The 19,913-nt window shown below is 34.3% G+C and carries 20 protein-coding genes; 18 read left to right on the top strand and 2 right to left on the bottom strand.

The features are described 5' to 3' along the window. Positions 1–4: 4 nt before the first annotated feature. The 5 genes from AAEO57_RS16420 to AAEO57_RS16400 all read left to right on the top strand — a co-directional run bounded on the left by AAEO57_RS16420 (position 5) and on the right by AAEO57_RS16400 (position 4,832). On the top strand, positions 5–757 hold the full coding sequence (locus AAEO57_RS16420) for a helix-turn-helix domain-containing protein (protein ID WP_341694120.1): 753 nt from the start codon (positions 5–7) through the stop codon (positions 755–757). A gap of 24 nt (positions 758–781) precedes the next feature. Then, entirely contained in the window at positions 782–1,936 is a 1,155-nt protein-coding gene (locus AAEO57_RS16415) for an FAD-dependent oxidoreductase (protein ID WP_341694119.1), read from the top strand. 210 nt (positions 1,937–2,146) lie between these two features. After that, on the top strand, positions 2,147–2,632 hold the full coding sequence (locus AAEO57_RS16410; RefSeq protein ID WP_341694118.1) for a nuclear transport factor 2 family protein: 486 nt from the start codon (positions 2,147–2,149) through the stop codon (positions 2,630–2,632). A 618-nt stretch (positions 2,633–3,250) separates the two neighbouring features. Then, positions 3,251–4,237 (top strand): LamG-like jellyroll fold domain-containing protein, encoded by a 987-nt coding sequence (locus AAEO57_RS16405; protein ID WP_341694117.1) that lies wholly within the window; start codon positions 3,251–3,253, stop codon positions 4,235–4,237. A 166-nt stretch (positions 4,238–4,403) separates the two neighbouring features. Further along, positions 4,404–4,832 carry a DoxX family protein gene (locus AAEO57_RS16400; protein ID WP_341694116.1) on the top strand — a complete coding sequence of 143 codons (429 nt, stop codon included), beginning with the start codon at positions 4,404–4,406 and terminating at the stop codon, positions 4,830–4,832. A gap of 17 nt (positions 4,833–4,849) precedes the next feature. Here the strand turns inward: AAEO57_RS16400 and AAEO57_RS16395 are convergent, their stop codons facing one another. Then, positions 4,850–5,413: a hypothetical protein gene (locus AAEO57_RS16395; RefSeq protein WP_341694115.1), complete on the bottom strand. Its 564-nt coding sequence runs from the start codon at positions 5,411–5,413 to the stop codon at positions 4,850–4,852. A 46-nt stretch (positions 5,414–5,459) separates the two neighbouring features. Beyond that, positions 5,460–5,903: a cupin domain-containing protein gene (locus AAEO57_RS16390; protein ID WP_341694114.1), complete on the bottom strand. Its 444-nt coding sequence runs from the start codon at positions 5,901–5,903 to the stop codon at positions 5,460–5,462. 258 nt (positions 5,904–6,161) lie between these two features. On the opposite strand from AAEO57_RS16390, the gene AAEO57_RS16385 reads away from it, so the two are divergent. The 13 genes from AAEO57_RS16385 (at position 6,162) to AAEO57_RS16325 (ending at position 19,904) form a co-directional block, all read left to right on the top strand. Further along, entirely contained in the window at positions 6,162–6,476 is a 315-nt protein-coding gene (locus AAEO57_RS16385) for an SIR2 family protein (protein WP_341694113.1), read from the top strand. A gap of 955 nt (positions 6,477–7,431) precedes the next feature. After that, positions 7,432–7,698 (top strand): GIY-YIG nuclease family protein, encoded by a 267-nt coding sequence (locus AAEO57_RS16380; RefSeq protein ID WP_341694112.1) that lies wholly within the window; start codon positions 7,432–7,434, stop codon positions 7,696–7,698. Between the two features lie 368 nt (positions 7,699–8,066). Next, positions 8,067–8,660 (top strand): TetR/AcrR family transcriptional regulator, encoded by a 594-nt coding sequence (locus tag AAEO57_RS16375; protein ID WP_341694111.1) that lies wholly within the window; start codon positions 8,067–8,069, stop codon positions 8,658–8,660. A 248-nt stretch (positions 8,661–8,908) separates the two neighbouring features. Beyond that, the gene (locus tag AAEO57_RS16370) at positions 8,909–10,126 is read left to right on the top strand and encodes an efflux RND transporter periplasmic adaptor subunit (RefSeq protein ID WP_341694110.1); all 1,218 of its coding nucleotides are present in this window, start codon (positions 8,909–8,911) and stop codon (positions 10,124–10,126) included. 12 nt (positions 10,127–10,138) lie between these two features. Next, positions 10,139–13,303, top strand: a complete 3,165-nt coding sequence (locus AAEO57_RS16365; RefSeq protein WP_341694109.1) for an efflux RND transporter permease subunit — start codon at positions 10,139–10,141, stop codon at positions 13,301–13,303. A 128-nt stretch (positions 13,304–13,431) separates the two neighbouring features. Then, the gene (locus tag AAEO57_RS16360) at positions 13,432–14,850 is read left to right on the top strand and encodes a TolC family protein (RefSeq protein WP_341694108.1); all 1,419 of its coding nucleotides are present in this window, start codon (positions 13,432–13,434) and stop codon (positions 14,848–14,850) included. Positions 14,851–15,094: 244 nt separating this feature from the next. Then, positions 15,095–16,450, top strand: a complete 1,356-nt coding sequence (locus AAEO57_RS16355) for a hypothetical protein (protein ID WP_341694107.1) — start codon at positions 15,095–15,097, stop codon at positions 16,448–16,450. A 286-nt stretch (positions 16,451–16,736) separates the two neighbouring features. Continuing rightward, entirely contained in the window at positions 16,737–17,342 is a 606-nt protein-coding gene (locus tag AAEO57_RS16350; RefSeq protein ID WP_341694106.1) for a Crp/Fnr family transcriptional regulator, read from the top strand. A gap of 71 nt (positions 17,343–17,413) precedes the next feature. Continuing rightward, complete coding sequence (locus AAEO57_RS16345; protein WP_341694105.1) at positions 17,414–18,154, top strand: GNAT family N-acetyltransferase; 741 nt, start codon at positions 17,414–17,416, stop codon at positions 18,152–18,154. 150 nt (positions 18,155–18,304) lie between these two features. Further along, positions 18,305–18,685: a DoxX family protein gene (locus AAEO57_RS16340; RefSeq protein WP_341694104.1), complete on the top strand. Its 381-nt coding sequence runs from the start codon at positions 18,305–18,307 to the stop codon at positions 18,683–18,685. A gap of 12 nt (positions 18,686–18,697) precedes the next feature. Further along, positions 18,698–18,907 (top strand): hypothetical protein, encoded by a 210-nt coding sequence (locus AAEO57_RS16335; RefSeq protein WP_341694103.1) that lies wholly within the window; start codon positions 18,698–18,700, stop codon positions 18,905–18,907. Between the two features lie 89 nt (positions 18,908–18,996). Continuing rightward, a complete protein-coding gene (locus AAEO57_RS16330; RefSeq protein ID WP_341694102.1) occupies positions 18,997–19,374 on the top strand; it encodes a VOC family protein in 378 nt (125 codons plus the stop codon). 20 nt (positions 19,375–19,394) lie between these two features. Beyond that, positions 19,395–19,904 carry a DinB family protein gene (locus tag AAEO57_RS16325; RefSeq protein WP_341694101.1) on the top strand — a complete coding sequence of 170 codons (510 nt, stop codon included), beginning with the start codon at positions 19,395–19,397 and terminating at the stop codon, positions 19,902–19,904. Positions 19,905–19,913: the final 9 nt, after the last annotated feature.

Here is a 19,913-nt window from a genome sequence, read left to right as displayed (position 1 = left end):
AAAAATGAACAATCCACTTGTATATAATCTTATCCAGCCTGATTCTGAGCTTGCAGATTTTGTGTATTGTTTTTCTTCTCTGCAAAATCTGTCAGGATTTCAGGAAGGTGTCATTATTCCAAACGGAAAAATTGATTTACTGTTATGTAAAACAACTGATAATCAGTTCCAGATTATGTTGATGGGACTTGAAACCAAGCCGAAGACAATGCCCAAAACAAATATTGAAATGTTTTTTGCTGTTAGTTTCAATCCGCTTGCTTTAGAATATATTTTTCATGAATCGATTGCTCAATTGGTTGACAGCGGAAAAGAACTGCCAAATGATTTTTGGGGTTTTAATATAAACGACCTTGATAATTTTGAGGAATTCAGTCAAAAAGCTTCCCGAAAAATCAAATCACTTTTGCCTAAAGAAACTGATTTGCGAAAACACAAACTCTTTGAATTAATTTTTGCTGCTGATGGCGAAATAAACATCAAAGAATTATCTGAAAAAGTTTCGTGGAGCGAAAGACAAATCAATCGTTATTTTAATCAACAATTGGGAATCTCACTAAAAACCTATTGTAATATTCTGCGTTTTCAGGCTTCTCTTCATCATATTAAAGACGGCAAACTTTCCCCACAGCTTAATTTTACAGATCAATCCCATTTTATAAAGGAAATCAAAAAACTTTCTGGTGTTTCTCCCAAAGAATTATTCAAAAATCAAAATGACCGTTTTTTACAATTTTTAGTCTATCACAAGAAATAATTTTGCGGCATAAAATTTAAAATTATGCTTTTAGAAAATAAAAAAATTGCCATTATCGGAGGAGGTCCAGGCGGATTGACACTGGCCAGACTTCTTGAATTAAAAGGATTAAGTGTAAAAGTATTTGAAAGAGACATCAACAAAGATGCACGTGTTCAGGGTTCCCCGCTCGATCTGCACGAAGATTCCGGACTTGCAGCCATTAACAAAGCGGGGTTACTGAATGAATTCAAAAAAAACTACATGCCCGGTGCAGACCGAATGCAAATTATGAACGAAAAGGGAGAAGTTTTGTTCAGCGATCACGATACAAAAACCGAAGAAAATTTTGGATATGAATATTTTCGTCCGGAAATAAGCAGAGGCGCTTTACGCAAAATATTATTAGATTCATTACAGTCCGAAACAGTTATTTGGGACAGCCATTTTGCTTCGATGGAACCACAAAAAGAAGGCTGGCTGATTCATTTCAAAAACGGAAATTCAGAATATGCAGATCTGGTTGTTGCAGCTGACGGAGCTAATTCAAAAATACGCCCTTACATTACAGACATCAAAGCGTTTTACTCGGGAATTACAATGCTTGAAGGCACTATTTATAATGCGTCGGCAACAGCACCAAAAATGAATTCTTTACTTCGTGGCGGAAAAATAATGGCTTTCGGAAAGAATAAAGACCTTTTAATGGGTCAAAAAGGTGATGATGAAATTGGTTTCTACGCAAGTTTCAAAACAGATGAAAAATGGGCCGAACAGAGTGGTTTGGATTACTCTGATAAATCGCAATTATTAAACTGGTTTAAAGAAGAGTATCCGGAATGGAGCACAATCTGGCACGAATTGTTTGAAGGAGCAACAATACCATTTATCCCCCGCCCTATTTATTGCATGCCATTGGACCAAAGCTGGAAAGCTCTGCCAAATGTAACAATGCTTGGAGATGCAGCACACGTAATGCCCCCATTTGCAGGCGAAGGCGTAAACATGGCCATGCGTGATGCTTTGGAACTGAGTGAACTTTTAGCATCAGATAAAACGATGTATGAAGCTATTACTGCTTACGAAAAGAATATGCTTTTAAGAGCTTCAGAAATAGCCCGGGAATCTCTTGAAAATGGTGAACGAATGCATTCAGAAAATGCTTTGGAAAGTATGCTTAGCTTTTTTGGAAATCATTAAAAAAAGAAAAACTGCTGTTTTGTGATATTACTATATTATAAGTGTCATCCTGAACGGAGTCGAAGGCTTATGAAACGTTAAGGTTTCAACTCGGTTTATGATGACACTAAAATATAAATAATTCATTTTTAATCAATTTTAGTCAATGTACCATTAGTAATAAATTTACCTTTTTTTCATAACTTCGTTTGTGTAATTCAAACTTATGATATGAAACCAGCAGTCTCTATCCTTTTTATTTTCACAGCGTTAGCATTTTTAAGCTGTTCGACCAAAACCAAATACAGAATCACAGAGAATTATATACCAGACGATCCCGCTTTATACGAAACTATTGTCGGTCTTGACAGTGCTTTTTTTGGTGCTTATAATACCTGCGACGTAAATCTTGAAAAATACAGTTCGTTTTTTTCTGAAAATATAGAATTTTTTCATGATAAAGGCGGTTTTATGAATTCTAAGAACGAAATCGTTTCAGCAACCGAAAAAAATGTCTGCGGAAAAGTAACCCGAGAACTCGTAAAAGGCAGTATCGAAGTTTATCCTATAAAAGATTACGGTGCTGTAGAAATCGGCTTTCATAAATTTCAAAATAAAGAAGAACCAAACAGTGTTTCAAAAATTGGCAGGTTTACCATTATTTGGAAAAAAGAAAACAACGAATGGAAAATCACAAAAGTCATTAGTCTGCATTAAGCTTCAAATACCGTTAATTTAAATGAATATAAAATAACTTTAAATATTTTCGACTTTAATTAAAAACATAATTCAAATACGAATAATATAGTAAAAGATATAATCATAATTCAAAAACAATTGCATTTTTTTGAAGTTTGCACCATTTATCGTTCACGTTATTTTGTAAGCCCAGCTTTTTTAAATAGTAAAATTTCCCAACTTAATTAATTCATTAACCATCAAAAAAGATTTGGTTCGTGAAATCATAGAAATACTCAAAAAATTTAAAAAAGGATAGTTGTAAAACGTATTACAATCCTTAAATCAAAATTGACAAATACTTCTCTTATAGCTTTTATTATTAAAAAGATAAAAACCTAAGAATAATCTTAAAATCAGTACCCAAAACGCAAAAATATTTCTGATTTCGCAGTTATTTTCTTGATTATATACTATTTTAAGTCGTATTTTCGCTCGGTAAAAATACGTTATTCATAATTCATTTATCCTTGTCATAATCCAGATCCGATGGTCAAAAACCTGAATAATCTGTAAGGATTTTTATGTTTGAAAATTAAAAAAAGCGTTCAAAAAGTAAATTATATCAATTCTATTAAATATTAAAAGCCTAAATCTATGAAACAAAATTACATTTTAGTATCCTTTCTTATGTTGCTGTCTACAACCCTAAATGCACAGTCAACTAACGCTCTAAATTTTGACGGTGTAAATGATTTTGTTGTGATTAAAAATGTCACAACAAAATCATTTACATTAGAAGCCAACATTAAACTATTGAGCAATTCACCTACAGGGTCTGTAGCTTATCAAGGAGCCGGAATCATGGATTCTGATGTGGGAGGTTATGCCAATGATTTTGCTTTCTCTGTTCTAAACAATAAATTAAGTTTTTGGGACGGAAGCCTTAATCAAACCGTAAACGGTAATATTAATCTTCTTGATGGAAACTGGCATCATGTTGCCTTGGTTAGAGATGCTAATGTTGGAGCTGCTCTTTATGTTGACGGTGTTTTGGATAATCAATTAAACGTTCCTAGTTCTGTGGTTTTGAATTCAAATCCTAATATATATATAGGTGCTGCATATATCGATAATAGATACCTGAATGTGGATATTGCCGAAGTACGTATTTGGAATACCGCCAGAACAGCAACTGAAATCGATTCCAACAAATCTGTCAGACTGACTTTGCCACAGACAGGTTTAGCTTCTTACTATAAATTCAATCAGGGAACTGCCAATGGAAGCAACACATCAGAAACTAACCTGATTGATGAACTGGGTTCTAACAATGGAACACTTTATAATTTTGCTTTAACCGGTACATCTTCAAACTGGACAGGAAGTACATTAACATTGTCAACAGATAAGTTTAACGGAACAAATAATGGGTTACAATTATACCCAAACCCTTCATCCGATTTTATTCAGATTTCTGCATTAACCAAAACAGAAAATTACAAAATATATAATGTTTCTGGTTCTGAAGTAAAAAGCGGAACAATAGATAACAATACAAAAATCAATATCCAAAGTTTAACTAACGGAGCATACTTCTTAAAATTGAATGGCGGCAATGCTATCAAATTTATTAAAAACTAAAAAGCTTTATAACTTTCAAAAACAGCCTCATTTAAAGAAATTTATTGAGGCTGTTTTTTTTATGGATTAATTTATCCGATTTAAAACTTCTTTTTTTCTAAATTCCTACTCCCTAATCATCTGAATATTGGGATGTTTGCTTACATTTAACCCAAACCAACAAATTATGAGAAATCAAATAATAACCACCGATTCATCTAAAACTACAATTTTAATCCGTCTGATTGTCGGAGTAGTATTTTTATCTGAAGGAATCCAGAAATTTTTATTCCCAGCCCTTCGTGGAACCGGGCGTTTTGAGAAAATCGGTTTGCCCTCACCTGATTTCTTAGGCAATCTGACAGGTACATTTGAAATCATTTGTGGCTCGTTAATTCTTCTTGGTTTGTTAACCCGACTGGCAAGCATTCCATTGATTATAATTATGCTTGTGGCACTAGCTACCACCAAATTTACAATCTATCTGGAAAAAGGTTTTTGGGAATTGCTTCACGAAAGCAGAACAGACTGGGCAATGCTGCTCGGAAGTGTTTTTCTGTTTATCAAAGGTAGCGGTTACTGGTCTTTGGATAAAACGTTGACAAATAGCATTTAATATCTCTAAATAAAGCTTTAGAAACAATCTGATTCGTAAGCTTTTATTAATTCAATTACCCCTTCTACACCACTAATTTTTAAAACCTTATTTTCTACCTTTTCCAATATTGTCGGACAATCAGTGATTTCGCGCGTAATAACTTTTTTCGAAATAAGCCTGCTGAGTCCCATTGCCTCCATATATGATATCTTTCCGTTGTTAGGCCTTATAACGATGAAAACATTCACTTTTGAATATCCAGCCTGAATAGCTTTCAACAATTTAAGTTTATTTGAGTACAAGAGTAATCCAAATACATTATTTTCAATACTAATAAATTCAACTCGCTTACCTGCATTCATAAAACTAAACGATTTCAGTTCATTAGGAAGAAACTCCTTTTTTTTACCTGCTGAATCATAAACTTTTAATTTACTCTGTAAGTCAAGAATCATTGAATTATCAAATGAATAATCGGCATTTATTTTATAATCTTTTATAGTATCATTATTCTTAGTAATAATTTCAATATTTACTTTTTGAGCTATTGAATCAAACGACGAAAGGATAACAAAAAGTATCAAACAAAAATTTCTCATAAACTAACTTGCTGTTTTAAAATTTATTAAATTATTCAAAAAAAAACTACCTCAAATCTTTCTTAATCACCAAATATTTCAAATTAGTAGTTCCGGCATTGCTTATTCCGTGTTCTGCGTTGGATGGGCAGTATAAACTTGTATTGGGGCCAACGACTACAGTTTTACCATCTAAATAAAAAGAAGCAGAACCTTCCAGAATATAAAAGAATTCTTCCTCCGGATGATGGTGTGGTGCGTGAGTTGACTTACCAGGCTCGACGATACTCATTTTGAGTGTGTTTTCCTGAGTGAAATTTTTATCGGCGAACCAATATTGGTAGCCAACTTTTGTTTTGGTGGCTTTGTCCAGTTCAAAATGATTGACACAGTTTTCAATAGTATATTTTGGCTCGCTTGAAATGACTTCTTTTTTAGTTTCCTGAGAAAATACGGTTTGCTGAAAAAACAATACAGCAATTGCGGTTTTTATGGTAGTTGATGTTTTCATTTTTTTTTGACAATGTTACGAAAAAAATTGATATAGTGCTTTTTGGGTTCAACTTACAAAACCTATTTACAACATTCATCTAATCTAAAATGGTTAAGGCGACATCATAAACTAATTACTGTACGCATTCTTCGGATTGCAAATCTAAAATTTGCCTTAGGACAGTTTCTCTTTTTGGAGGGACTGTTTTTTTATAAATATAAGATCAATATTAGAAATATTATTAAATTGGTCAAGTATCTTTAAATTATAATAAATATGGCTAGAGAGAGAGTTTTTGAACTTATAAGAAATGAAGAAGTTGTGTTGTTTATCGGAGCTGGAATGTCTATATCTGCTGGTTATCCATCTGGTGCAAAACTCGCCGAAATTTTGCATGAAGGTCTTACAGATGAATTAAAAAATGATATTCCATTAAATTATGATTTATCAAAGTTGACTGAAGAAATCTGTAATATGAAGGGTGGAAATAAAAATTATTTATTCTCTTCTCTGAAAAAAGTATTTCAAAAAACACCTACGTCAACTGAAACTCACCAATTATTAGCAAGATTTTCCTCTGTATCAATATGAAGATGGAATAGAATTTAGATTTCATTACGGAAAGTATGCAACTTTATATCAAACTGAAATTAATAACCGAATAATTGCAGAAGGAATTTATGAAATAGAAGATATGGGTGATGAAAATTTTAATATTATAGTTGATGGTCTACATTTAGAATTACAAAAAACCATATTAAATTTAAAATTATATATACAAAAAGAGCCGATAGCGCGGATTTGTAATCCGTGCCCGCAAAGTAACGAACAGATTGTATTTAAAAATAAAACCTCGATTTTTAATGATCGAGGTTTTTCCATTTTACAAACCTTACTCCTCACTCAAATAAGGATTGAAAATCTCCGCCAATTCATTGATCCAATAATAATTGTCTTCAAAATTTGTTAGTCCTATTTGGAGGGTTTCGTGTTGTCGCATTACGCCGAGAGCTAAAATGCAGTTTACTTGTCTTAATGCTTTGGTCTTTATTAGAAATTGTGATATGAAGTTTAGTTTGTCATTTCGAGCGAAGGGAGAAATCACACTAGAAACTCCGCAAAGTTAGTCGCCAATCTGTGTCGATAAACGAGTGTGATTTCTCAGAAGCTCTATAAAATATGGCCTCCAATCTTTGTCGAATTCCGTGTTCGATTTCTCGTTCCTCGAAATGACAAACTGGATGCTTTGAAACAATCTTATCATCAACTTGAAAATCCGCAAAGTATGATTCTAATCTTTATCGAATCCCGCGTGTGATTTCTCCCTTCGCTCGAAATGACATATTGGATGTATTGAAACAATTTTATCATCCATTTGAAACTCATAAAGGTAGTCTCCAATCTTTGTCGAATTTCGTGTGTGATTTCTCGTTCCTCGAAATGACATACTACACTCATAGAAACTAAAAAAAACATGTATATTCGTACAAAAAAATGCTAAATCCGCAAATTGGCTATCATACTTATTACGTTTACATTATAACAAATGAGCATCGAACCTCTTTTTTATATTGGTGTTACTAACAACTTAAGACAAAGACTTGCAAAACATAAAGAAAATATAGATTTAAATGTTAGCAGTCTTGCAGCAAAATATAATATTCAGTTTTTAGTTTACTATGAGAGATTCACCTGGATACAGGAAGCAATCGCCCGGGAAAAAGAACTGAAGAAATGGCGAAGAGATAAAAAAATTGAATTGATAAGAAGTTTTAATGAAACTTTTGAATTTCTTAATTTTCATTTTGAATGAGTTTAGCTTCTTGTCAATCTTTGTCGATTTGCGAGTGTGATTTCTCCTTCGTCGGAATGAAACTAGACGTAAAAAATTATAAAAACGATATCTCCTCGCCTAGCCCCGATCGAAATGACATCTTTTTGTGGTGGGGTTCACCACAAAAAATACAATGTAGAGCGGGACAAAACGTCCTGAAAACGAAAAATGTTCTGCTTCAAAAAAATATTTCAAAAAATTTAAATCTCAATTAAATCAAGGCATCGCGAACGTTTTTTAAATTGTTTATCGTACGATAAGAAAATATTATGATAAAAATATTTTGAAATCCGAAAATCCGCCATACATTTGCCTAACAGTGTTAAACGATTTAATACTTAAATACAATGGCTAGCAAAGATCGAATTTTAAGACAAAAAGAAGAGACAAGGAACAATATCCTTGGCGCTGCTTATGATATCGTAAAAGAGGAAGGCTGGAATGGTTTGAGTATGCGTAAAATTGCCGACAGAATTGAATATACTGCTCCTATTATTTATGAATATTTCTCGAATAAGGAAGCAATATTAGAAGAACTGACAGGCAAAGGTTTTTTAAAACTGGCTAAAGAGTTACAGACTGCAAAAGACAAGTTTGAAAAACCCGAAGATCAGTTAGAAGCCATGTGGATGACTTATTGGGATTTCGCTTTTACTAATACTGAACTTTATCAACTGATGTTTGGTGTCCAGATGACCTGCTGTGCACAGCGATGTTCGGCTCAGGAAGCACCTTATAAATTGTTCACTGGTGTTATTGCTGAAATTATGAAAGACAGCAATCCTAGTGAAGATATCATAAAGCAAAAGTACTTCACTTTCTTTTCTGTTATTCATGGTTTAATCGCCATTAACATCATTAACAAAAGTGATATTTTAGAAACAATAAATGCTCAGATTTTGAAAGATGCTATTACTGGTATCATCAAATCTATACAATAAAAAAATTTTCAATTTTACTTAACAGTGTAAAATGATTTAAACGGGATAATGTAAAATCCTTTTTTTTATAACTTTCGCTTAACACTGTTAGAAAATTTAATAAAGGTAATAAAAGCTTTTTTTTTAGACTTTTACTTAACAACGTTAGATAATTTAATACTGATTTAGAGTAGAATTGGAAAAGTATAACTGTATAGAAATTTGCGCACATTTACTTAACAACGTTAGATAATTTAATTTAATTAAATATGAATCCCGAGAATGCCAGAATACCAAAGAATTTTATCCGAGAAAATGTTCAACCAATTAAAACCACTATGAAAATGAAAAATGTAATTATAACCAGTTTTATTCTGGCCTTAGTATTAAGCAGCTGTGGCGACAAAAATCAGGCGCCTACTGCTCCTCCTCCACCGGTTTTACCAGTTTTGGCCATCACAAGTACCAATACCACTACTGACGCTGAATATCCTGCTTCTATACAAGGAACTGTAGATGTTGAGATTCGCCCGCAAGTAAGCGGAAATCTTGACAGAATTTTTGTTGACGAAGGTGCTTATGTAAACAAAGGACAAACTTTATTCAAAATCAATGAGCGCCCTTTCCGTGAGCAGTTAAACAATGCTTTGGCAAGTCTTCACGCTGCAGAAGCAGCTTTAATCAACGCTAATTTAGAAGTGGATAAACTGACGCCGTTAGTTCAGAACAAAGTAGTTTCTGATTACCAATTGAAAACGGCTAAAGCTTCTCAAAAAATTGCTGCTGCGAATATCGAACAAGCAAAAGCAATGGTAGGTTCTGCAAAAATTAATTTAGGATATACTAACGTAACAGCTCCAGTGAGCGGATACATTGGAAGATTACCTAAAAAACAAGGAAGTTTGGTTTCTGCTTCTGATATTGAGGCTTTAACCACTTTATCTGATGTTCATGAAGTATTTGCTTATTTCTCTTTGGGTGAAACAGATTTTATCCACTTTAAAGAGCAATATAAAGGAAGCTCTCTTGGTGATAAAATCAAAAAATTACCTCCGGTTACTTTGATTTTGGCTGATAACAATGCTTATCCAAAAACAGGAAAAATCGATATGGTTGACGGTCAGTTTGATAAAACTACAGGAGCTATCACAATTAGAGCCACTTTCCCAAATGCAAACGGAACGTTACGTTCTGGAAACACAGGAAGAATCCGTTTAGGATTAAACCATGACGATGCGATTTTAGTGCCACAATCGGCTACAGTTGAAATGCAGGATAAAATATTTGTTTTTACTGTAGGCAAAGACAACAAAGTAACCAAAATACCTATCACAGTTGTGGGTAAAAGCGGTACGAACTATTTAATTAAAGACGGTGTAAAAACGGGTGACCAAATCGTGTTAAGCGGTATTGACAAACTTCAGGACGGACAAGCGATCCAGCCTGAAAAAGCAGCTAAAGTTGCCGAAGTAACTAACAAAAAATAATCAAAAGAAATAATGTTCAAAATATTTATACAAAGACCTGTACTGGCAACCGTAATTTCCATTTTATTGGTAATTCTGGGAGTATTGGGTTTAACTAAACTGCCTTTACAACAGTTTCCTGATATTGCGCCTCCATCGGTTTTGGTAACGGCGGTATATCCTGGAGCTAACGCAGAAACGGTTTTACGTTCTGTGGCACCTTCTATCGAAGAATCTATAAATGGTGTAGAAAACATGACTTACATGAGTTCTACAGCCAGTAACGACGGAACTTTGGCTATTACAGTTTTCTTTAAACTGGGTACAGATGCCGATCAGGCTGCGGTAAACGTTCAAAACAGGGTTGCTCAGGCGACAAGCCAGCTTCCTGCCGAGGTTGTGCAGCAAGGTATTGTTACGGCGAAACAGCAAAACAGTTTCATCATGGCAATTGGTATGTACACCGATGATGAAACTAAATACGATCAGACGTTTGTGGCCAACTATGCACAGATTAATATTATTCCGGAACTAAAACGTATCCCTGGTGTGGGTTCTGCCAGTATTTTTGGTGGTGTAAAAGATTACTCTATGCGTGTATGGTTGAATCCAACACAAATGGCAACTCATAATGTGACTCCAAGCGAAGTTATGGGTGCTATTCAGGACAAAAGTTTGGAAGCTGCTCCAGGTAAATTTGGAGAGCGAAGCAAAGAGGTTTTTGAATACGTTATTAAATACAAAGGAAAACTTACCAAACCAGAAGATTATCAAAACATTGCAATTCGTTCAAACGCAGATGGTTCTGTTCTTCGTTTAAAAGATGTAGCGAGAGTTGAATTGGGTGCTTACTCTTACAACAGTTTAACGCGTTTAAATGGTAAAAAAGGAATTGTAATTGGGGTTATTCAGTTAGCTGGATCAAACTCAAATGATATTCAGATTGCCATTAACAAAATGATGGAAAAAGCTTCTAAAGATTTTCCAAAAGGTATCAAACACAATATTTTCTATAGTACAAAAGTATCTCTTGACCAGTCTATCGAACAGGTTGAGCATACATTACTAGAAGCTTTTATACTGGTATTTATTGTGGTATTTATCTTCTTGCAAGATTTTAGATCAACATTAATCCCGGCTATTGCTGTACCTGTAGCAATTTTAGGAACGTTCTTCTTCATGCAGTTATTCGGATTTTCGATCAACCTTTTAACGCTTTTCGCATTAATTCTGGCGATTGGTATTGTGGTCGATGATGCCATTGTGGTAGTCGAAGCGGTGCATGCGAAAATGGAGCATAAACGTTTGTCTCCAAAAATCGCAACCCATGAAGCAATGCACGAAATAACGGGTGCTATTATCTCGATTACGCTGGTAATGGCTGCTGTATTCCTGCCGGTTGGTTTTATGGAAGGCTCAACAGGAGTTTTCTATCGTCAGTTTGCCTTTACGATGGCAATTGCAATTGTAATTTCGGCAGTAAATGCCTTAACATTGAGTCCGGCGCTTGCAGCATTATTCCTAAAAGATAATCACGGAGCTCACGATCACAATGCGCCTTATGAGAAAAAAGGATTTAAAGAAAAATTCTTTACCGCTTTCAACAGCAGTTTTGAATCGCTGACAAATCGTTACGTTGGCGGACTTAAATTCTTAATTAGAAGAAAATGGTTGAGTTTAGGCGGATTAGCTTTAGTTGTTGTTGCAACCGTTGTAATGGTGAAAACAACTCCTGCAGGGTTTATTCCAACAGAAGATCAAGGATTTATTGCGATTGCAGTAAATACACCATCTGGAACATCATTAGACGGAACTCAAAAAGTAATGACCGATGCTGAAAATACATTGAGAGGTTTAGATGCTTCAAGATTTGTAACAGCGATTTCAGGATTCAACTTATTGACCAACTCTACCAGTCCATCTTCGGCAGTAGTTTTCGTATTGCTTAAACCAAACGAAGAACGCGGCGAAGTAAAAAACATTGACGAAATCATGAATCAGGTTCGTGGTAAACTGGGCGCTATTTCTGGCGGAAGTTTCTTCGTATTCAGTTTCCCAACTGTTCCCGGATTTAGTAACGTTGAGGCTTTAGATTTAGTTCTTCAGGATAAAACAGGAGGAAAACTGGATAAATTCAGCGGAATTTCTCAAAACTTTATCGGTGAATTAATGAAACGTCCGGAAATTGCAGTTGCTTTTACAAGTTTTAAAGCAGATTATCCGCAATTACAATTAGAGGTTAACGACGAAAAAGCAAATCAGTTAGGCGTTAATGTAAAAGACATTTTACAAACGATGCAGGCATATTTTGGTAGCGCACAGGCATCTGATTTCAACAGATTTGGTAAATATTACCGTGTGGTTGTTCAGGCTGATATTGAAGACAGAGCCGATCCAACCGCAATTGACAGAGTTTTTGTAAAAAACAGAACAGGCGAAATGGTTCCAATAAATACTTTAGTAAAACTAACCCGTATTTATGGTTCAGAAACCGCATCACGATACAATTTATTTAACTCAATTTCTATTAATGCGATTCCGAAACCTGGATTTAGTTCTGGAGATGCCATTAAAGCAATTGAAGAAGTAGCAGCACAACAATTACCTGCAGGTTACGGGTTTGAATTCTCGGGCCAAACTCGTGAGGAGATTTCGTCAGGAGGTCAATCGGCTACAATTTTCTTACTGTGTTTGATATTCATTTATTTCCTACTTGCTGCACAGTATGAGAGTTATATCCTTCCTCTAGCAGTTATTTTATCAATCCCTGCAGGTATTTTTGGAGTATTTGTTGCTATTGGTTTAACTGGAATTGAAAACAACATTTATGTACAAGTTGCTCTTGTCATGCTGATCGGATTGCTCGCTAAAAATGCCATTTTGATTGTGGAATTTGCGGTACAGAAAAGAAAATCAGGAATGGCGTTAGTTAAAGCTTCAATCGATGCAGCCAAATTACGTTTGCGACCAATTATCATGACCTCTCTTGCTTTTGTGGTAGGTTTAGTGCCAATGATGAGTGCCAAAGGCCCATCTGCACAAGGTAACCACTCCATCAGTATTGGGGCAGCTGGAGGGATGCTTTCGGGAGTAATTCTAGGTTTGTTTATCATTCCTGTTTTATTCATCATCTTTCAGCATTTACAAGAAAAAGTGAGCGGAAAACCAATCGCTGTAATTCATAACGAAGAAAAATAATAAATGGAAAACTATATAACCACAGCTTTAGTCGCCATCATATTTGGCATCGCTTATATATCGTACAGAATCTCAAGAGATCTTGAAACTAAAAAAGATACTTGTACAGAAATTTAATAAAAGAAAGAATGAAAAATCATATAACCAAAATCGTGACCTTCGCCATTCTGATCACGACTTTAATATCCTGTAAAGTATCAAAGGATATTGAAACTCCAAAAGATGCATTTCCTGAGAATTTCAGGAATGCATCAACTTCGAGTGATACAACCAGTATTGCCGATGTGGAGTGGAAAAACTTCTTTACCGAAAAAGATATTATCAAATTAATTGACAGCGCCGTTGCGAGAAACAACGACCTTCAGATTGCCGAAAAGAACATTGAAATTGCACAATACCGTTTTACACAGTCAAAATGGGGAAATGTACCTCAGGTTAATTTATTTGTAAACGCAAGCACAAGCAATCCGTCAGACAATAGTTTTACGGGATTGAACTTAAATCAGGCAATTGGTGCAAAACATATTGACGACTATTCTGCCGGAGCTTCACTTTCCTGGGAAGCAGATATTTGGGGAAAGATCAAAAACCAAAAGAAAGGGGCGTACGCAGGATATCTTCAGTCTGAAGAAGTAAAAAAAGCATTGCAGACTAATATTGTCGCTAATGTTTCGAGAGGATATTATAATCTTCTAATGTTGGATGCGCAATTGGATATTGCCAGACAAAATCTTCGTTTAAATGATAGTACAACCAATATTATCAAATTAAAATACGATGCGGGTCAGGTAACCACTTTAGCAATTCAACAATCAGAAGCACAGAAATTAAACTCAGCACAATTGATTCCGTTATTGGAACAAAACATTGCGATTCAGGAAAATGCTTTGAGTGTTTTGACAGGTTCGTTTCCTGATTCTAAAGAAAGAACAATTCGTTTGAGCGCTATTGAAGTGAAAAACAATAACGCAATCGGAATTCCGTCTGCCTTAGTAAGCAGAAGACCAGATGTAAAAAGTGCCGAACTGGCTCTTAAAGTAGCCAATGCAAACGTTGGAATCACAAAAGCAGATTTATATCCAGCATTAAGAATCACAGCCCAAGGCGGTGTAAACTCTTTCGAAACCAGCAATTGGTTCAACATTCCGGCTTCATTATTCGGAACGGTTGCAGGCGGATTAACGCAACCTCTTTTGAACAACAAAAGACTTAAAACGCAATATAATATCGCTGTAGCGGAAAGAGAAAAAGCAGTTTTAGCTTTTAGACAATCAGTTTTGGTTGCCGTAAGCGAAGTTTCGGATGCTTTGGTTAAAGTAGAGAAATTACAACAGCAGGAAACTTTCTTAAAAGAAAAAGTAAAAACATTACAGCAAGCGATCAAAAATGCCAACCTTTTATTCAAAAATGGTATGGCAGAATATCTTGAAGTTTTAACCGCTCAGGCCAATTTATTGCAAAGCGAACTGGAACTTGCAGATATCAAAAGACAACAACTTACAGCTAATACAGACTTGTACCGCGCTCTGGGCGGAGGCTGGAAATAATACCCGTACCCGTTAATTATTTATTTTTTGAGATGAAAACGCTGTGAGACCTTTGGGTTTCATGGCGTTTTTTGATTTTAATATAATGTAAAGCGAGAGTTACATATTGACCTAATTTTTCTGAGATAAATCTTTCATTGGTTAATAAATATTAATTTAAATTATAAGAAAATGATTATTTTTTACACATATAATAATTATATTTGTAAGAAATTATTAATAAAAAATATTCAACTTATTAAAAATGAAACATTTATTAAGCATCTTTATTATTCTCACACTATCTTTTCAGGGATACTCACAAAAAAAAAGCAAAAAAAAAACAGTTTCAAAAACGAAAACTACAACAATTCAGCAAGCTCCAATGGCAGCAATATCAGTAGAGGAAGAAAAAATAACGCCGGATACCCTTCAAATAAAAAAGGGAAAAAAGTATGTTTTCCTCGTTGATGTAGACAAGTATTCTACTACGGTCGCATATGACAGCGCAAACGAATACTTTTCAGAGGAATCAGAATTAAAACGTAATTTCTCAAAAGAAAACCTTGAAATTATCAAAATCAATAAATACACCTACATCTTTTTCGAAAACAAACAAACACTGGACATTACGGGAGACGGCCAGGCTTTTCAGGCCTTTGCTTACTGGAGCGGAAAAATTGATGATAAAGTTCAGGTCAAGGAAGGAACAAGAATGGCTACCGAATTTGTCGCGGAGCAGTTAAAATCCAAAAAAGAGTCCTCCTACGTTGTGAATACCAAAAAGTATAAAAAAGAAGTGGCTTCATTATTAGGTAAAAACAAAATTACTTCAAAATCCAAAGAAGTTATGAAAGCGCTACTCAGCGGTTACTCCTTACCTTTTTCTGACATTGAAGCAGACAATATACCTGTTTTTCAGCAGGGAACTGCAAAATTAAAAACGCTGGACTCCTATTTTCTCAAAAAGAAAGGAGTCCGAATCCCTCTAAAAAGTGTTTCTTTTAATAATGAAGGATTTCCAACAGCCATAACCTACTACGATGATGAAGGAAAAAACAGAAGCAAAAAAGAATTCATCTACAAAGACGGTATGCTTACAAAAATCATAAAAGAAGATCAGACAGCCGCTGCAATTAACTATGATGATAATAAAATGATAGTTACGGAGAATGTTGGAGATGCCGATGAAACCAAAGTTTTTTGGATTGAAAATGGACAATTATTGCAAAAATCATATACCCTTATGGCAGATGACAAGTTTTCATACATGAATACTTTTGTAGAAGAAAAATTCGAAAACAACTGCATTTCGTATTACATCAATAATGTTGTATGGACGCATAATTGTGGCAGTGCAAATAACAAATTTCCTTTTATTCATACCTATACCTCCTATCAGGACAAGGAAGTTCTTCAATTCAGAAAATCCAAAATAGAGAAAAAGAACGACACAACTTTCGAAAAATATTACTCTGAAGCAGAACGTGCCGATCAAAATGATAATTACAAACTATGGGGAACATTTCATTTAGACGATTTCAATTTGGTTGATTCCTTTAATTTCACAAAAGACAACGAAGCCAAAACAATTAAAGTAGATTACACCTGTTACGAATAATAGATTCTGATAAAACTTTTAAACGCTGTGAGACATTTAGTTTCATGGCGTTTTTTTAGGAGCTAATCCGGCTATCCGTTACAATCTTTTGTGGCGAACCCCGCCACAAAAGGATTTTCACTTCTATCCGGGCTAGGACACCGGTTTTCATAAGAAACATTGCAATTTATTCTCAGGAAAGACTTAAAAAAACTTTGCATCTTCCCCTTTTTGCAGAACAATCATTCAGCTTGCATCAAACAAAAAACTTATCTAATTTTAATCTTCCATAAAAGCTATAGTAAAAATGACTTTCAACAGCGAAACATACCTCAACAACCTAAAATTAACCTTTGAAAGTTACTCCCCTATTTCTGAAAAATCCTGGAAGCTGATTAAGGAAATCACTCATTTCCAGATGTTAAAAAAAGGAGAAACATTATTACAAAATGGCGAAATTGCGAAAGATCTACATTTTATTGCAAAAGGAATTCTCAGAGCATTCATTACAGACCAACAGGGAAATTTTTATAACAAAAACCTTTTTCTCGAAAATGTATTTGCGGGATCCAAAGTTTCATTAATGCTCAAGACTCCTTCCAATTTTACCATCGAAGCTCTGGAAGACTGCATTTTAATCAACATCAATTATAAAAAATATATGGAGCTGATTCAGCAAAATGACGATCTCAAAAACTTCTATATCGCACATTTAGAAAAAAACTGGATTATCGAAAAAGAACAAAGAGAAGTAGCACTCGTAATGCAAAACGCAACTGAAAGATATGTTAGGCTTCTTGAAAAAAATCCTGACATTGCTGACCGCATTCCGTTATTACACATTGCTTCTCATTTGGGTATTACACCAACACAATTAAGCCGAATCCGAAAAGGGCTGGGAAAAGATTTGTAAATCAACATATGTAAAGGTTTTTTAAAAAAGCCAATTTTATCTTTGCTACAGAATAAATTTAATATCCAAAAATGAAAAACATAAACCTCATCAAAGATAATATTGATAATCTCACTACACTTTGGAAAACTGTTGCGGCTCCTCTGCTTTCATACCATCAAAACGCTCCTTTTGAATACAGCCAGATAAAAAACTCCGGCTGGCCAAACCGATTATGGTTTCGGGAAGATATCACAGAAGAAAATCTTCCTCAGATTCTCGAAATCATAAAAAACAATCCAGGCTTAGTGATACCGTATTGGGATGTTTTTGGGAGTGATTCTAATGAAATATTCGAAAAAAATGGTTTTAAAATACGAAACCAACTTGTGGCAATGGCTTTAAAACCAGATAAAAAACTCTCGCTTCAAAGCAATCTTACTTTCAAAAGAGTGTTAAACGAGGAAGATGCCAAAACCTGGTCAGACATTTATCCTTTGTCATTTAATTATATAATTAGTAAAGAAACACTGGTGCACAACTATGAGAATGTAAAATTTTATCTGGTTCATTTTGATGAAAAACCAATAGGAACCCTTACTCTTTTTCAAACCGGAAACATTATGGGAATTCACGGAGTTGGAGTCATTCCGGAAATGCGTAAAAGAGGTTTTGCCGAAGAAATTATGAAGTTTGCCATAAACAAAGCTATTGATGCTGATACTGAATATGCACAGTTACAAGCTTCTGCCTTAGGAAAAAACATTTACACCAGATTAGGCTTTAAGGATTTGTTTTTGATTACGAACTATGCTTTAAATTCCAATATCTAAAGCAAAAATTTCTAATTTCTATAAACAATTAACCAACTAGCAAATTTAATCTTGTCTCAAATGCCCCTAAAATAGTCAGAAATGTCCGTTTTATCAGAAAATTAGAATTGTAGCTTTGTAATACATTAACTAATCATTAAAAACTATTTTATGAAAAAAGCAAAAATCATTTTCTGGACAACCACTATTCTTATTTTTTTGTTTGAAGGTGTTATGCCCGCATTGACATCACAAACTGAATTGGCTAAAGAAGGAATCAGACATTTGGGCTATCCTGAATATTTTGGAAATGCGCTCGTTGTTTTCAAAATATTAGGAGTTCTGGCATTAGTTATTCCGCAAGTTCCAAAGAATGTGAAAGAATGGGCTTATGCAGGTTTTGGCTTCGATTTTATATTTGCTTCAATTAGCCATTTCGCCGTTGACGGAGTTACATTTGATGGATTTTTTCCTCTGATTATTTTAGTCATTCTGGCACTTTCATACATCTATTATCACAAAATAGAACGATACAAAAACATCGGTTCGTAAACTTATAAAAAAGTGATAGAAGTTTTTAAAACAAATGTTCAGGAAGCAGAACAGTCTCAAATGATTGTAAAGAAACTTCTTGAGCATTTTCCAAACAGTACTATCAATTTTGATCTTGAAGACTGTGATAAAATTCTGCGGGTGTATGCTTTGTCTATTTGCAACCATACCATAATAGAAATTCTCAAATCGTATGGGTATCATTGCGAAGTGCTTCCTTGAAACCGAAAAACATAAACAACTGTAATTCAAAATAATAAACATTTTATTTGTAAATTTGAGATACTTATCAATCCTTAAAATCTTACAAAATGAATTTACCGGTCAATCATCAAAGCATAATACCTTATTTAATTTTAGAAAATACTTCAGAATTTATGGATTTCACACAAAAAGTTTTCGGCGCTGAAAAAGGAAGCAGAGAAATTTTGCGTGATAACAAATCGGTTATGCATGGCGAAATTATAATCAATGGCAATACCATCATGATATCTGATGTAAATAATGACTGGAGAAAACAAACAGCCCATTTATTTGTCTATGTACCGAATGCTGAGGAAACATATCAAAAAGCCCTGGAGCACGGCGCAAAAAAGGTAATGGATATTGCTACAAAAAATTTCCGCACAGCCTGCGGCGTACTTGATCCTTTTGGAAATGTCTGGTGGATCACCTCAATACTCGAATGAGAACATAATCTTTAGAAAAAATGAAAGAAACTGTACAAAATAATATCATTGAAACATTCAAAAAATGGAATGAAACAGTTTCTTCATTTACGCAGGAAGAATTAAATACAATTCCTTATAAAAACAGCTGGACAGCCGCACAGGTCATCCAGCATATTATTCTTGCGTGTTCAGGTTATCCTGAATTATTTGCCGGAAATACCCAAAAGACAATTCGTAAATACGATGCGCATGTACCTGAACTTGAACGGATTTTTTTGGATTTTAATACTAAAATGGATTCTCCCGCTTTTTTGAAACCCGAAGCAAAAGAATATTCCAAAAACTCCCTGACTATACAAATCCTTACAATAGAATCTGATTTATTAAAAGCTTCTGAAACTTATGATTTAACGCTGACATGTCTCGATTTTCAGATTCCGGGTTTTGAAAACTTTACCATTTTTGAATGGATCAATTTTGGACTAATTCACACGCAACGTCATACAAATCAACTAAATAACATTTTTAAATATCTAAATAAATTGTAAATTAGCTCA

The organism is Flavobacterium calami (genome assembly GCF_038290035.1).
GTDB lineage: Bacteria > Bacteroidota > Bacteroidia > Flavobacteriales > Flavobacteriaceae > Flavobacterium > Flavobacterium calami.
This window is presented reverse-complemented; position numbering and strand designations above follow the sequence as displayed.

Bases quoted from the DNA above. Each gene is read 5' to 3' on its own strand.
- AAEO57_RS16420 (WP_341694120.1), top strand. From the start codon at position 5: ATGAACAATCCACTTGTATATAATCTTATCCAGCCTGATTCTGAGCTT.
- AAEO57_RS16415 (WP_341694119.1), top strand. From the start codon at position 782: ATGCTTTTAGAAAATAAAAAAATTGCCATTATCGGAGGAGGTCCAGGC.
- AAEO57_RS16410 (WP_341694118.1), top strand. From the start codon at position 2,147: ATGAAACCAGCAGTCTCTATCCTTTTTATTTTCACAGCGTTAGCATTT.
- AAEO57_RS16405 (WP_341694117.1), top strand. From the start codon at position 3,251: ATGAAACAAAATTACATTTTAGTATCCTTTCTTATGTTGCTGTCTACA.
- AAEO57_RS16400 (WP_341694116.1), top strand. From the start codon at position 4,404: ATGAGAAATCAAATAATAACCACCGATTCATCTAAAACTACAATTTTA.
- AAEO57_RS16395 (WP_341694115.1), bottom strand. From the start codon at position 5,413: ATGAGAAATTTTTGTTTGATACTTTTTGTTATCCTTTCGTCGTTTGAT.
- AAEO57_RS16390 (WP_341694114.1), bottom strand. From the start codon at position 5,903: ATGAAAACATCAACTACCATAAAAACCGCAATTGCTGTATTGTTTTTT.
- AAEO57_RS16385 (WP_341694113.1), top strand. From the start codon at position 6,162: ATGGCTAGAGAGAGAGTTTTTGAACTTATAAGAAATGAAGAAGTTGTG.
- AAEO57_RS16380 (WP_341694112.1), top strand. From the start codon at position 7,432: ATGAGCATCGAACCTCTTTTTTATATTGGTGTTACTAACAACTTAAGA.
- AAEO57_RS16375 (WP_341694111.1), top strand. From the start codon at position 8,067: ATGGCTAGCAAAGATCGAATTTTAAGACAAAAAGAAGAGACAAGGAAC.
- AAEO57_RS16370 (WP_341694110.1), top strand. From the start codon at position 8,909: ATGAATCCCGAGAATGCCAGAATACCAAAGAATTTTATCCGAGAAAAT.
- AAEO57_RS16365 (WP_341694109.1), top strand. From the start codon at position 10,139: ATGTTCAAAATATTTATACAAAGACCTGTACTGGCAACCGTAATTTCC.
- AAEO57_RS16360 (WP_341694108.1), top strand. From the start codon at position 13,432: ATGAAAAATCATATAACCAAAATCGTGACCTTCGCCATTCTGATCACG.
- AAEO57_RS16355 (WP_341694107.1), top strand. From the start codon at position 15,095: ATGAAACATTTATTAAGCATCTTTATTATTCTCACACTATCTTTTCAG.
- AAEO57_RS16350 (WP_341694106.1), top strand. From the start codon at position 16,737: ATGACTTTCAACAGCGAAACATACCTCAACAACCTAAAATTAACCTTT.
- AAEO57_RS16345 (WP_341694105.1), top strand. From the start codon at position 17,414: ATGAAAAACATAAACCTCATCAAAGATAATATTGATAATCTCACTACA.
- AAEO57_RS16340 (WP_341694104.1), top strand. From the start codon at position 18,305: ATGAAAAAAGCAAAAATCATTTTCTGGACAACCACTATTCTTATTTTT.
- AAEO57_RS16330 (WP_341694102.1), top strand. From the start codon at position 18,997: ATGAATTTACCGGTCAATCATCAAAGCATAATACCTTATTTAATTTTA.
- AAEO57_RS16325 (WP_341694101.1), top strand. From the start codon at position 19,395: ATGAAAGAAACTGTACAAAATAATATCATTGAAACATTCAAAAAATGG.